Raw genomic sequence first — 14,413 nt, forward strand, 5'->3', positions numbered from 1 at the left:
CCATTAGATTCTTGGTTTATTAAAATTACCGACGTTAAAGGACGTATGCACGAACTAAACGAAACCATAAACTGGAAACCAAAATCAACTGGTACAGGACGTTTTGGCAATTGGTTAGCAAATGCAAACGATTGGAATTTATCGCGTTCACGTTATTGGGGAATTCCGTTACCAATTTGGAGAACCGAAGATGGTAAAGAAGAAATTTGTATTGGATCTGTTGAAGAGTTAAAAGCAGAAATGACGAAATCCGTTGAGGCCGGATTCATCCCGTCTGATATTTTCGCCGATTTCGAAGTTGGAAATAATTCTGATGAAAATTACGCTAAAATCGATTTACATAAAAATATCGTTGACGAAGTGGTGTTAGTATCACTCACAGGTCAAAAAATGTTCCGCGAAAGCGATTTAATTGATGTTTGGTTCGATTCTGGTTCTATGCCCTATGCACAATGGCATTACCCATTTGAAAACAAAGATTTAATTGATAAAGGGACAACCTATCCAGCTGATTTTATTGCCGAAGGTGTCGATCAAACTCGAGGATGGTTCTATACGCTTCACGCTATCGGGACTATGGTTTTCGATTCTGTAGCTTATAAAAACGTTGTATCAAACGGATTGGTGTTAGATAAAAACGGACAAAAAATGTCCAAACGTTTAGGAAACGCTATCGATCCTTTTGAAACATTAGGAACCTATGGAGCAGATGCTACACGTTGGTATATGATTAGCAATGCGAATCCTTGGGATAATTTAAAATTCGATTTAGAAGGTATAGAAGAAGTAAAACGAAAGTTTTTCGGAACCCTTTACAATACCTATTCATTTTTTCAGTTATATGCTAACCTTGATAATTTTACGTACAGCGAAGCAGATATTCCTTTAAACGAAAGACCAGAAATTGACCGATGGATTCTTTCAGAATTACATACACTAATTCAAAAAGTAGATGCTTTTTATGCCGATTATGAACCTACAAGAGCAGCAAGAGCCATTTCAGATTTCACACAAGATTATGTAAGTAACTGGTTTGTGCGTTTAAGCAGAAGGCGTTTCTGGAAAGGCGATTACCAACAAGATAAAATTTCGGCATACCAAACACTTTATACCTGTTTGGAAACGATTGCTAAGTTGAGTGCGCCAATTGCACCATTCTTTATGGATAGATTGTATTTAGATTTAAATGCAGCTACCAAAAAAGAATCGTTTGAAAGTGTACATTTAGCAAATTTTCCAGTTTTCGATGAAACGTATGTTGATAAGTCTCTGGAAAACAAGATGGAAAGTGCACAAATCATATCGTCTTTAGTCTTATCACTAAGAGCTAAGGAAAAGATAAAAGTAAGACAACCATTACAAAAAATAATGATTCCTATTAATAGTGAATCACAAAAGAATGAAATTTTAGCTGTGGCAGACCTTATAAAATCGGAGGTTAATGTTAAAGAAATAGATCTTTTAGAAGATGCTTCAGATATTTTAGTAAAACAGATAAAACCCAACTTTAAAGTCCTTGGACCTCGATTTGGAAAAGACATGAAAGCGGTGGCTCAGTTAGTTAATAACTTTACCCCTGAAGATATTAAAAACATTGAGCAAAATGGTACTTTAGACGTCGAAATTAACGGGAAAAACATTACCTTAGAGCTTACAGATGTTGAAATAACATCTCAAGATATTGAAGGGTGGTTAGTAGCAAATGAAGGTGCATTAACAGTAGCTTTAGATGTTACAATTTCCGATGATTTAAGAAGAGAAGGCATCGCTAGAGAGTTGATTAATAGAATTCAGAATTTAAGAAAAGATTCTGGTTTTGAAGTCACAGATAGAATAGATGTTACTTTTCAAATGGACGAGCAAATTGTAAAGGCCATTGAATCAAATAAGGCGTATATTAAATCGGAAACATTAACAAATGAACTTGAAATTATTGATAAATTAGAAGATGGTATAGAAATTGCTTTCGATGATGTAAATACCAAGCTATTTATTCAAAAACATTAATATTATGAATAACAATACAGTAAGATTCCCAGATAGTGATTTAGCAGAATTTAAAGTGCTAATTCAAGGAAAAATAGAAAAAGCAAAGCACGATTTAGAATTGATAAAAAGTGCTTATATGAACGACCATAATAATGGAACAGATGATACATCGCCAACATTTAAAGCCTTTGATGAAGGTAGCGAGGTGATGAGTAAAGAATCTAATTCAGAATTAGCGATACGTCAAGAGAAGTTTATACGCGATTTAAAAAATGCTTTAATTAGAATTGAAAACAAAACCTATGGCGTTTGCCGCGTAACAGGAAAACTAATAAATAAGGAGCGTTTAAAATTAGTGCCTCATGCGACATTAAGTATTGAAGCTAAAAACATGCAATAAATTCCTGGGTAGTCAGGAACCTGAAGATTTTAAATTATATATTTGAAACGTCTCAAGACTATTGAGACGTTTTTCATTTAAACCCTTTTTGTCACCTTGCGTACTTTGTCTGCGCTCAGCATAGACTAAAATCGAAAGGTCTTAAATAAATTTTATGTCACTAAAAAAATCCATATTACTAATCATTATTATTCTACTAATCGATCAGATTAGTAAAATATACATAAAAACCAACTTTGTACTTCAAGAAGGTTTAGACGTTTTCAGCTGGTTCGAAATTATTTTTGTTGAAAACGACGGCATGGCTTGGGGCACAAAAATTAGTGATTTTGTAACTTTTATATCCGATAGAACGGCCAAGGTTATTCTAACGTCTTTTCGGATTATTGCTATTTTCGGAATAGGCTATTGGTTATATGATGCCACAAAAAAGCAAAGTTCCAAAATATTAATTATCGCCATTGCGCTCATATTTTCTGGTGCTTTAGGAAATATTATTGATTCGGTGTTTTATGGTGTACTGTTTGATGACAGCTATAATCAAGTCGCAAATTTTCTTCCAGAAGCTGGTGGTTACGATGGTTTATTGCATGGTAAAGTGGTAGATATGTTGCACTTTCCATTATTTGAAGTGGACTTACCAGAGTGGTTTCCATTTTCCGCCGGAAAACGATTTAGCTTTTTCGATCCTGTTTTTAATATTGCCGATATGGCTATAAGTACAGGTTTTATTATGCTTATTGTGTTTAATAAGAAGGCGTTTGCTAATAAAGCGTAATTAAATTTTCAACTAGAAATAGCAACTAGTCTTAATTTTTATTTGAATTAATAGCTTGCTTAATTTTATCTGTTTTTTCTAAAAGTAATTTTAATTGTTTTTTTGATTCTTCAAGATCAAAATCTAAACCGTGTTCATTTATTTCCTGATAAGTACTTATCAAGACTAAGGAGCAAGAACTTAATCGTTTTTCTAAATTTTTATCACGTTCAATAGTTTTTCTTTTTACAATTCTTAAAGCAGATAAAAGATAAAGTACAAAGGCAATTATAATACAACTTGGAATAATAATTATTGTAGCAGCAATTGCAACCAACACATTAGTTAACCTGTTATCAAAAATCTCACCTGGATCGTGGTGATAAGCTTCATGACAATGGTTTGGGCCATCAACTGGATAAAACGTAGTATTAATAATTTTCTCAAAAACAGACCAATACCATGGTACTTTTTCGTTTTCAGAAAAATAGTGATGGTTGTAATATCCAACTCTAGCAGATATGGTATTATCGGCATCACCACCTGCTATAACATTTCCAAGTTGATCAATTGAAAGAAAAAGCCGTGAAAAGTATTTCCAGATTTTGGAATTTTTAGTAATCATGCGCTTCGATTTTAAAGTTAAACAGATAATTTTACAACTTTCTAAACTAAATTACCTCTAATCAATTTTTAGAAATTGTATACCTTATTGGCCGTCACACAATAATCCAACCCAATATCTCCATCAAAAATATCCGTAATTTCTTCATCAGCTTCAAAAAAAGACAATCCAATTTTTAAAGTTTCAGGTTTACAATCAGCTAAAAAGCGATCATAAAAGCCTTTACCATAACCCACACGGTTTCCTTTTTTATCAAAAGCTAAAAGCGGAATAAAAACGACTTCAATTTTATCATTTGCGATTTCGATTCCGTTAATAGGCTCAGGAATATTCCAATGATTTTTCTTAATAACCGTATTGTCAGTCAATAAAAAATGAGTCATACCGCCAGTTTTAAAATCACTTTTAGAAATAAGAATGTTTTTGTCCTTACCAGAAAGAATATTCAAAATATAATCAGTATTTACTTCTTTTTTTTCTTCTATAGCGAGGAAAATATGATAAAAAGAAAACTCCCAAATAGGTAATTTTAAAAGCTGATTGGCAATGGACAAACTACGGTTGTCTTTTTGTTTTTCGGACAAACCATTTCGAAGCATTTTGTATTTTTTTCGCAATGCTGATTTGGTCATAGCTTAATGTTTAAGTTGTGTGGTAATATGAAATAAAGCATCGCCTTGGTAAACCAAAGAAGCTTCGTTCACATTAATAACATAACCTTCTAATTTAGATTTTACAGCATGGTGAATTTTGCCGTATGGGTCGGTAATTTGGCCTACCACATCACCCACAGAAATTTTTGAATTTATTGCTACTTTGGCCTTAAACATGCCTGAAGCGGTGGCGCGAATCCATTTACTTTTTTCAACATAAACAGGAGTAGTTTTTGAAGGTGTTACTTTATGTTTCGAATTAAGCATTTCAAAATGTGTTAAAATGCGTTTCACACCTTCAACCCCAATTTTAGAAATGGTATTATCCACAAAAAATGATTTTCCACCCTCATACAACAAAATGGGTTTGTTCAATTGTGAACAGGCATTCCTAAAAGATTTGGTAATGTTTTTTGAATACAATATAAATGGTGGTGAAAACACATCTGCAAGTGCTTTTAATTCAGGGTTATCGTGTACAATTCGTATTTGTGCGGCATTGAATCTACTGGCTCCTCCCGTATGAAAATCGATTATTAGATCGACATCGGCAATAATTTCGGTCATTAAAGTATAAGCCACTCTACTTGCCAGAGAGCCATTTTCAGAACCTGGAAAAACACGGTTCAAATCGCGTCCATCTGGGAATACTCTGCTACTATTTAAAAACCCAAAAACATTCAAAATAGGCATGCAAATAATGCTGCCTCGTTTGGGCTTGTTAATGCCTCTGGAAATAAGTTGCCTTACAATGTCGATACCGTTTATTTCATCGCCATGTAAACCAGCGGTGAATAAAATAGTAGGTCCTGGCTTTTTGGAACGTTCAATAATTACCGGTACTTCAATTTTGGTTGCCGTATGCAACTTAGCAATGTTGAAATTGATTTCTTTTGAAGTCCCCAATGGAATGGTTTCCCCTAAAATAGTAATGTTGTCTTTGAATTCCGTAGTCATAGAAAATTAAACGTTGCGTTCAATAAAACGAATAATGGTTTTGGCGATATCCTTTTTTGTAGCATCTTCAATACCTTCAAGTCCAGGAGATGAATTCACTTCTAAAATTAATGGACCTCTAGCAGATTGTAGCATATCCACACCGCAAATCCCTAAACCTAAAGATTTTGCAGCCTTTAAAGCAGCATTTTCTTCTTCGTCTGTTAGTTGTATAATATTTGCGCTACCACCCCTGTGGAGATTGGATCTAAACTCACCTTCTTTGCCTTGTCGTTTCATAGCGCCAACTACAATGCCATCTACTACAAAGGCTCTGATATCGGCTCCTTTCGATTCTTTAATAAATTCTTGAACAATAACACGAGCTTGTAGCCCATTAAAGGCTTCTAGTACAGATTCTGCTGCATTGTTAGTTTCTGCCAATACAACACCCAGACCTTGTGTACCTTCTAAAAGTTTTATAACCAAAGGTGCGCCACCAACATAGTTTATAACTTCGGCAACATCTTTTGTGTAATTTGAAAACACGGTTTTTGGCATTCCCAAACCAGCACGCGATAGCACTTGCAAACTTCTTAATTTGTCGCGGGACCGCACCAATGCTTGTGATTCTACGGTTGAGAATATTTTCATCATTTCAAATTGCCTTACTACGGCAGTACCATAAAAAGTAACAGAAGCCCCAATACGCGGAATAATAGCGTCTATACCAGTCAATGGTTTTCCTTTGTATAAAACAGCAGGATTTTTCTTTTCAATAATAATTTCGCACTTTAAAGGGTCAATCACTTCAATAGTGTGCTTACGTTGTTTAGCAGCTTCTACAAGTCGCTTTGTTGAATATAGATTAGGGTTTCTAGATAAAATAACGATGTTCATTTATGTGTTTTATTATGTAATTAGTTGGTATGTAGTTTGTTTGTTTTTTCTTTAAAAGATACATCTTTTAGATCAACATCAACCATGAATTTTTTCAACAGAAATTTACGCCCAATTAAAATGGGGTATTTCATGTCGTCTCTATCATTTAAAGTAAGGTTAATGCTGTATTTTTTATTAAATACAATAACAGACGTTTTTACTTTATATCTGTGTTGTACAATGCCATTGCTGCTTTTTACTTTTGTAGTTGTAAAATTTTTAAAAATGATTTTTTTACCATTATAATTAGGGTGCCCTTTGTCAAAAAACAAACACTTTAACACACCATCCTCCTCATAAAATTTATGGCAATGCATGGATGAAGTGTAAGCACCTGTGTCGACCTTCACATCTATATCAAATAGATCCAATGAAGGAAAATCTACTTTATCTATTCTCCCGATTATTTTTTTTGGCATTTTTAAAAATTGTAATAAAGGGTGCAAGGTACTAATAAAATTAGGTTTTTAATTTAAATTTATGAGGATGAAAAATTAAAATAATTATCTTTGAAGTATGCCTGAAACCACTTTAGAACTCCAACTACAAACCATGCCAAACAGCCCTGGAGTTTATCAGTATTATGATGCCGAAGGAATGATTTTGTACGTTGGAAAAGCTAAAAACCTTAAAAAGAGAGTCAGTTCTTATTTTACTAAAACCCATGAAAATGGAAAAACGAGGGTACTCGTAAAAAAAATTGCGACCATCAAGCACATTGTTGTTGCTACCGAAACGGATGCTTTATTATTGGAAAACAATCTTATAAAAAAGCATAAACCACGATATAATGTGTTGCTAAAAGACGATAAATCGTACCCATGGATTTGTATAAAAAAAGAACGTTTCCCAAGAGTGTTTTCTACCCGACGCGTTATTAAAGATGGGAGCGAATATTTTGGACCATATACCAGCGGAAAAACTGTACATACTTTATTGGACTTAATTAAAGGCTTATACAGTTTGCGAAACTGTAACTTTAATTTATCTGAAGAAAAAATTGATGCAGGTAAATACAAGGTCTGTTTAGAATACCACCTCGGAAACTGCAAAGGCGCCTGCGAAGGTTTAGAAACGGAGGTTGAATACAACGAAAATATAAAAGCAATAAAAGAAATTTTAAAAGGGAATTTTAAAGATTCCTTATCGCAATTTAAAGTGCAAATGCGTGAATATGCCAATAATATGGAATTCGAATTGGCACAAAAAATAAAAGAAAAAGTTGAAGTTTTAGAAAATTACCAAGCAAAATCGACCATTGTAAACCCAAAAATCAGCAATGTAGATGTATTCTCTATCATGAGCGACGAAAGTTATGGTTACGTTAATTTTTTACAATTATCATACGGGTCAATAATTCGTTCGCATACCTTAGAAATTAAAAAGAAATTAGATGAAACCGACTTGCAATTATTGGAACTCGCCATCACAGAAATAAGGCAACGTTTTAACTCAAATTCCAAAGAAATTTACGTACCTTTTAAAGTCGAATTGGGAGATGATTTAAAAGTCACCATACCAAAATTAGGGGATAAAAAACACATTCTAGATTTATCACTCAGAAACGCCAAATATTTCAGAATGGAGCGTTTCAAACAAATGAAAATTGTAGACCCAGATAGGCATGCTAACCGCATTATGGCACAAATGAAGGTTGATTTACGATTATCTGAAGAACCACGACATATTGAGTGTTTCGATAACTCGAATATCCAAGGAACACATCCCGTTGCAGCTTGCGTGGTATTTAAAAACGGAAAACCTAGTAAAAAAGATTACCGCCATTTTAATATAAAAACGGTTGAAGGTCCAGACGATTTCGCATCCATGGAAGAGGTGGTGTATCGCAGATATAAACGCATGCTTGATGAAGACCAGCCTTTACCACAACTCATTATTATAGATGGCGGTAAAGGGCAATTATCATCGGCTTTAAAAAGTTTGGAAGCTTTAGGGCTTCGAGGTAAAATAGCCATTATCGGAATTGCAAAACGTTTAGAAGAATTATTTTACCCAGACGATCCAATTCCCTTATATTTAGATAAAAAAAGCGAAACCCTAAAAATTACGCAGCAATTACGAAACGAAGCCCACCGTTTTGGAATCGAACATCATAGAAATAAACGCAGTAAAACAGCGTTAAATACAGAATTAGAAACCATATCAGGTGTTGGCGAAAAAACGGTTGTTGAATTATTAAGACATTTTAAATCGGCCAAACGTGTTGCAAACGCTAAGTTAGATGAGCTGGAAGCCGTTGTTGGGGTTTCAAGAGCAGAAAAGGTTTATAATTATTATCATGAGAAGTAATAAACCTGCGAGGTCTAAAAACCTTGTAGGTCTGAATTAAAATGGAAGTATTGTATTAAATGAAAGAAGTTGTTGTGTTGAGAGATAAACCAGAATTAAAGATAAGTTTGAATGAGGCTGGAATTGAAATTATTGACGCTTCTCAAACAAAAAATTGTGGTTTTTTGCTATTTAATAATATACTAAGTATTGAAATAAACCAAAAAAAGACTGATTGGATTATTTCAACTTTAAGTTGGGTTGTAGATTTTTTTGCGGGAGGACTTGGCGCTAACTATAAGAATAATGCAAATTTAAAATTAAAAACAGTAAATCAAACCTTAAAAATATGGTTAGATAATGTCGATTTCAATGAAGCAGAAAGAATTACGAAATTGATAACCTCTAAAACAAGCAATAATTTACTTTAAAACAAAAAACTTGAACATAAAAACCATCATATTAACCCTTTTCATACTAGCCTCACTTTCCGCGAAAGCGCAAAACGAAGTACAAGAAAACCCTAGGCCAAAAGTAGGCTTAGTGTTAAGTGGTGGTGGCGCAAAAGGTTTAGCGCATATTGGTGTTTTAAAAGTTATAGACAGTTTAGGTGTAAAAATAGATTATGTTGCAGGAACCAGTATGGGTTCTATAATTGGGGCTTTGTATGCTTCAGGCTATTCAGGGAAGCAACTGGATTCCGTTTTTCAAAAAATAGATTTTGATAATATTATTAACGACAATTTACCGCGCTCATCCATTGCATTTAGCGAACGTAGTAACTTGGAAAAGTATGCCGTAAAATTACCGTTTAACGATTTTAAAATAAAACTACCTTCAGCACTTTCTAGAGGGCATAATACCTATAGCCTACTTCTAAAACTTTTATTGCATGTTAATGATGTTGATGATTTTAGCAAGCTTCCAATTCCGTTTTTCTGTATTGCTACAAATATTGAAAACGGGGATCAAGTAATTTTAGATCAAGGTAATCTAACACAATCGATTATCGCAAGTGGCGCTTTGCCATCTTTGTTTCAGCCCGTTAACATTAACGACCAAATTTTAATTGATGGTGGTGTGGTAAACAATTATCCAATTGACGAATTGCGAAATAAGGGGATGGATATAATTATTGGGGTTGATGTTCAAGATGGTTTGTCAAAGCGCGACGAACTCACGTCTGCACCAGAAGTTTTACTGCAATTAAACAATTTCAGGAGTATTAATAATATGAAATTGAAAGTAAAAAAAACCGATATTTATATTAAACCTAATATTAGAGATTTTAATGTGGTTTCCTTCAATCAAGGTAACGCCATTATTGAAGCTGGTAAAACGGCTACGCTCTCAAAATTGCATGTTTTACGAGATTTATCATATCACAAAACAAGTATAAACCAGCCTATAAAAATAAAAGCCATTGATAGTATTAGGTTAAATGAAATTGAAATTAAAGGAAATAATAATTACACACGAGCCTATGTTTTAGGAAAGTTAAAATTTAAAAATGATAAAAAAATAAGTTATAAGTATTTTAATAAGGGCATTAATAATCTAGTGGCTACAAACAATTTTGATGCTATTGAATATGAATTAAAAAACACTAAAAACAAGGAAGGCTATAACTTAGTTGCGAAAGTTAAGGAAACAGATGTGAATACATTTTTTAAACTGGGCATTCATTATGACGATTTATATAAAAGTGCAGCCCTTGTAAACCTAACTAAAAAACATTTGCTATTTAAAAATGACGTGGCTTCCTTGGATCTTATATTGGGTGATAACGTGCGTTACAATTTTGAGTATTTAATTGATAAAGGTTTTTATTGGAGTGTAGGTTTAAGGTCTAGGTACAATCAATTTCATAAAAACATAAGTGCGCAATTGGTATTAGATGATGATCAAATAACAACCACAGGTTTAAACAAAATTGATGTAAAACTAAGAGACCAAATGAATCAGTTTTATGTGCAAACTTTGTTTAGACGAGATTTTGCGTTAAGTATTGGGGTAGAGCATAAACGTTTAGAAATAAATTCTGAAACTATTTTTGGAAACAACTCTAATGACGATTTTATATTTGAGAATACCGATTATTTAAGCCTTTTTGGAAACCTTAAATTAGATACTTATGACAATAAATATTTCCCTAAAAAAGGTGTTTATTTCAACGGCGATTTAAATATCTATTTGCATGCCTCAGGATTTGCAGAGGATTTTAAAGATTTCTCAGTAGCTAAAGGTGATATTGGTTATGCATTTGGCGTTTCACATAATTTAGCGTTTAATTTAAAAACAAGCGCCGGCTTTAAATTGGGCGATAAATCAAACAGAACCCTCGATTTTGCACTTGGTGGTTATGGAAACGATTTAATAAACAACTTTATTCCGTTTTTAGGTTACGATTTTATTTCCTTAACAGGGAATAGCTATATTAAAGCTAGTGCCATGGCAGATTATGAAATTATTAAAAAGCATCACCTCACTTTGGAAGGCAATTGGGCTAATGTGGATGATAATATTTTTGATACGGGAGAATGGGTGACACTTCCAGATTACAGAGGCTATGCTTTAGGTTACGGCATTGAAACCTTTTTGGGGCCTATTCAAGCAAAATATAGTTATTCGCCAGAAGGAAAATCTAGCAACTGGTTTTTTAATATTGGTTTTTGGTTCTAATTGTTTTTTTTTGTCATTTCCGCGAAGGCGGAAATCTTTATAGAATTAACTACTAGTTATTTTCCAAAAATTTTCCCGATATTTGGAACACTATGAAACTTTTTTGGAAAGATTTATTATCATACTTACACTATTTTATCAAGAGAAATCCTGAATAGGCTTCTATTCTTGCCATTCCCATAAAATCGGGAATCTAATAATACAGAATTTTGTTTTTTAAATTGAAGGTTTAAATGAAACCTAAAACATGAAACCTGACTTTAACATGGCTTTAAAGATATATGGTTTCAAAAATTCTTTATTTTCACTATCTTTATTAAAGTTTGATTCTTAGAGTTTTAAGCTTTTATTTTTAACTTTTAATATCAATAAGTTATGCCTTTCTATCATAAATTAGGAAACATTCCACATAAACGTCACACGCAATTCAGAAAAGCAGATGGTAGTTTATACTACGAGCAGCTTTTTGGAACCATTGGTTTTGATGGCATGTCAACAAATAGTTACCATGAGCAGCGTCCAACACAGGTAAAAGAAATAAAAAACCAGTATAGTGTTGCGCCAAAAATTGCTCTTGTTAACAATATAAAATCGTATCGTTTAAAAGGATTTCAGGTAAAACCAGAAAACGATTATTTAGAGAGTCGGAAAACCGTATTAATAAACAGCGATTGTGCTATAATTTTAGCGGCGCCAAAACAATCAACCAGAGATTATTTTTATAAAAATACCGATGCTGATGAGTTAATTTTCATTCATAAAGGTTCGGGGAAACTGCGGACAATGCTTGGAAATCTCGATTTTAAATATGGCGATTACCTATTAGTTCCTAGAGGAATTATTTATAAAATAGATTTCGATACTGAAGATAACAGGTTGTTTATTGTTGAATCTCGAAGACCCATTTACACGCCAAAACGCTACCGAAACTGGTTTGGCCAAATGTTGGAACATGCACCATTTTGCGAACGCGATATTCGCAGGCCTTACGAATTAGAAACAAATAATGAAAGTGGCGATTTTTTAATTAAAGTAAAAAAGCAAGATGATATTATTGAAATGGTATACGCTTCCCATCCGTTTGATGTCGTTGGGTATGATGGTTACAATTACCCGTATGCATTTTCAATTCATGATTTTGAACCGATAACAGGCCGCATTCATCAGCCGCCACCGGTACATCAAACTTTTGAAACCGATGCCTTTGTAGTGTGTAGTTTTGTGCCACGTTTGTACGATTACCATCCGCAATCTATTCCGGCACCATACAATCATAGTAATATTGATAGCGATGAGGTGTTGTATTACGTTGATGGCGATTTTATGAGCAGAAACGATGTTGAAGAAGGACACATTTCGTTACATCCAGCAGGCATTCCGCATGGCCCACATCCAGGAGCAACCGAGCGAAGCATTGGAAAAACAAAAACCGATGAATTGGCAGTAATGGTCGATACTTTTAAGCCCTTAATGGTTACCGAAGAAGCTATGAAAATAGCGGATGAAAGTTATCATAAATCGTGGTTGGAATAGTTGAGAAAAGAGAATCAAGAAGCAAGAAAAGAGAGATGAGTTCAAGAAAAAGACATTATTATAAGAATTTAAAGATTTGGAGTTTAGGCATTGAAATCGTTGATGATACTTTTGAAATTCTGAAAGCTTTTCCAGCAGATGAAAGATTTGGTTTAGCATCTCAGATTAGTAGATGTTCTGTTTCCATACCTAGCAACGTAGCTGAGGGTCATCAAGAACCGATAAATCATTTTCTCATTTTTTGGATATTTCTCTTGGTTCTTCATTTGAGCTAGAGACACAACTAATAATAGCAAGTAAAAGAAATTATATATCAAATGAACAATTAAATAAACTAGAAGAAAAAATAGCAGAGTTTCAAAAAATGACCATGAGTTTTCAAAACAAACTATAAACAGTCTTTTCTCTATATTCTTACTTCTCTATTCTATTAAACAATGAGTAAAGACATAAAATCAGTAAACTACGGTTTAGAAAAAATATTTGAAGGCGCACAAGATTTTTTGCCCCTTTTAGGAACAGACTATGTAGAATTCTATGTAGGTAACGCAAAACAATCGGCGCATTTTTATAAAACAGCTTTTGGGTTTCAATCGTATGCCTATAAAGGCTTGGAAACTGGTTCGAAAGATTCAGTAAGTTATGTGCTAAAACAAGATAAAATAAAGCTGGTTTTAACAACACCATTAAGTAGTAAATCGCCCATAAACGACCACATTGTAAAACATGGCGATGGTGTAAAAGTAATCGCGCTTTGGGTTGAAGATGCTAAAAAAGCGTACCAAGAAACCACCAACAGAGGAGCGAAGTCATACATGGAACCTGTTATTGAAAAGGACGAACATGGCGAGGTGGTAAGAGCTGGAATTTACACTTATGGAGAAACTGTACACATGTTTGTAGAGCGTAAAAACTATAATGGCGCTTTTTTACCAGGATTTGAAAAATGGGAAAGTGATTATAATCCAGCGCCTATTGGTTTAAAATTTATTGACCACATGGTTGGTAATGTAGGCTGGGGACAAATGAATACTTGGGTAAAATGGTATGAAGATGTTATGGGTTTTGAAAACTTTTTGTCTTTTGATGATAAGCAAATCCATACCGAATACTCCGCGCTTATGAGTAAAGTGATGAGTAACGGAAACGGACGCATAAAATTCCCAATTAACGAGCCTGCAAAAGGAAAAAAACGCTCGCAAATTGAAGAATATCTTGATTTTTACGAAGGTTCTGGTGTGCAACATATTGCTGTTGCGACAGATGATATAATAAGTGCAGTAAGTCAATTAAGAGCTAGAGGTGTTGAGTTTTTATCGATACCACCAGAGGAGTATTATAGAGCAGTTCCAGGCAGGTTGGAAGAACATAGCCATGAATTACGTGAAGATATTGAAGCCTTAAAAAAGTTAGGGATTATGATTGATGCCGATGAGGAAGGCTATTTGCTACAAATTTTCACAAAGCCTGTAGAGGATAGACCCACCTTATTTTTTGAAATTATTCAGCGGATGGGAGCAAGAGGTTTTGGAGCTGGAAATTTTAAAGCCCTTTTTGAATCTATTGAGCGCGAGCAAGCTAAAAGAGGGACCCTTTAATCAAGCTTT

General features: G+C 33.8%; 13 protein-coding genes and 1 pseudogene. 9 read left to right on the forward strand and 5 right to left on the reverse strand.

Going from position 1 to position 14,413, the window contains the following annotated elements:
• The 3 genes from WBN21_RS12425 to WBN21_RS12435 all read left to right on the forward strand — a co-directional run.
• A partial coding sequence (locus tag WBN21_RS12425; protein ID WP_424200746.1) for a class I tRNA ligase family protein occupies positions 1-2,007 on the forward strand: 2,007 nt, incomplete at its 5' end.
• Between the two features lie 4 nt (positions 2,008-2,011).
• On the forward strand, positions 2,012-2,389 hold the full coding sequence (locus tag WBN21_RS12430) for a TraR/DksA family transcriptional regulator (protein ID WP_424200748.1): 378 nt from the start codon (positions 2,012-2,014) through the stop codon (positions 2,387-2,389).
• A gap of 154 nt (positions 2,390-2,543) precedes the next feature.
• On the forward strand, positions 2,544-3,167 hold the full coding sequence (locus WBN21_RS12435; protein WP_424200750.1) for a lipoprotein signal peptidase: 624 nt from the start codon (positions 2,544-2,546) through the stop codon (positions 3,165-3,167).
• Between the two features lie 31 nt (positions 3,168-3,198).
• Here WBN21_RS12435 and WBN21_RS12440 read toward each other — a convergent pair whose 3' ends face one another.
• From WBN21_RS12440 to WBN21_RS12460, 5 genes are all read right to left on the reverse strand, one after another.
• On the reverse strand, positions 3,199-3,771 hold the full coding sequence (locus WBN21_RS12440) for a hypothetical protein (protein ID WP_424200752.1): 573 nt from the start codon (positions 3,769-3,771) through the stop codon (positions 3,199-3,201).
• A 68-nt stretch (positions 3,772-3,839) separates the two neighbouring features.
• The gene (locus WBN21_RS12445; RefSeq protein WP_424200754.1) at positions 3,840-4,403 is read right to left on the reverse strand and encodes a 5-formyltetrahydrofolate cyclo-ligase; all 564 of its coding nucleotides are present in this window, start codon (positions 4,401-4,403) and stop codon (positions 3,840-3,842) included.
• Positions 4,404-4,406: 3 nt separating this feature from the next.
• On the reverse strand, positions 4,407-5,381 hold the full coding sequence (locus tag WBN21_RS12450; RefSeq protein WP_424200756.1) for a succinylglutamate desuccinylase/aspartoacylase family protein: 975 nt from the start codon (positions 5,379-5,381) through the stop codon (positions 4,407-4,409).
• Between the two features lie 6 nt (positions 5,382-5,387).
• Complete coding sequence (gene rimK / locus WBN21_RS12455; RefSeq protein ID WP_424200758.1) at positions 5,388-6,260, reverse strand: 30S ribosomal protein S6--L-glutamate ligase; 873 nt, start codon at positions 6,258-6,260, stop codon at positions 5,388-5,390.
• 20 nt (positions 6,261-6,280) lie between these two features.
• Positions 6,281-6,721: an ATP-dependent zinc protease gene (locus WBN21_RS12460; RefSeq protein WP_424200760.1), complete on the reverse strand. Its 441-nt coding sequence runs from the start codon at positions 6,719-6,721 to the stop codon at positions 6,281-6,283.
• Positions 6,722-6,818: 97 nt separating this feature from the next.
• Here WBN21_RS12460 and uvrC point away from each other — a divergent pair, with 97 nt between their 5' ends.
• The 6 genes and pseudogenes from uvrC to hppD all read left to right on the forward strand — a co-directional run bounded on the left by uvrC (position 6,819) and on the right by hppD (position 14,404).
• Entirely contained in the window at positions 6,819-8,612 is a 1,794-nt protein-coding gene (gene uvrC / locus WBN21_RS12465) for an excinuclease ABC subunit UvrC (RefSeq protein WP_424200762.1), read from the forward strand.
• Positions 8,613-8,671: 59 nt separating this feature from the next.
• Positions 8,672-9,022, forward strand: coding sequence for a hypothetical protein (locus WBN21_RS12470; protein ID WP_424200764.1), 351 nt, complete (start codon positions 8,672-8,674; stop codon positions 9,020-9,022).
• A gap of 16 nt (positions 9,023-9,038) precedes the next feature.
• Entirely contained in the window at positions 9,039-11,273 is a 2,235-nt protein-coding gene (locus tag WBN21_RS12475; RefSeq protein ID WP_424200790.1) for a patatin-like phospholipase family protein, read from the forward strand.
• Positions 11,274-11,648: 375 nt separating this feature from the next.
• Positions 11,649-12,806: a homogentisate 1,2-dioxygenase gene (locus tag WBN21_RS12480; RefSeq protein ID WP_424200766.1), complete on the forward strand. Its 1,158-nt coding sequence runs from the start codon at positions 11,649-11,651 to the stop codon at positions 12,804-12,806.
• A gap of 35 nt (positions 12,807-12,841) precedes the next feature.
• Positions 12,842-13,200: pseudogene (locus tag WBN21_RS12485) on the forward strand (four helix bundle protein).
• A gap of 43 nt (positions 13,201-13,243) precedes the next feature.
• Complete coding sequence (gene hppD, locus WBN21_RS12490; RefSeq protein WP_424200768.1) at positions 13,244-14,404, forward strand: 4-hydroxyphenylpyruvate dioxygenase; 1,161 nt, start codon at positions 13,244-13,246, stop codon at positions 14,402-14,404.
• The last annotated feature ends 9 nt before the right edge of the window (positions 14,405-14,413 follow it).

This window comes from Algibacter sp. (assembly GCF_049667265.1).
Classification (GTDB): Bacteria; Bacteroidota; Bacteroidia; order Flavobacteriales; family Flavobacteriaceae; genus Algibacter_B.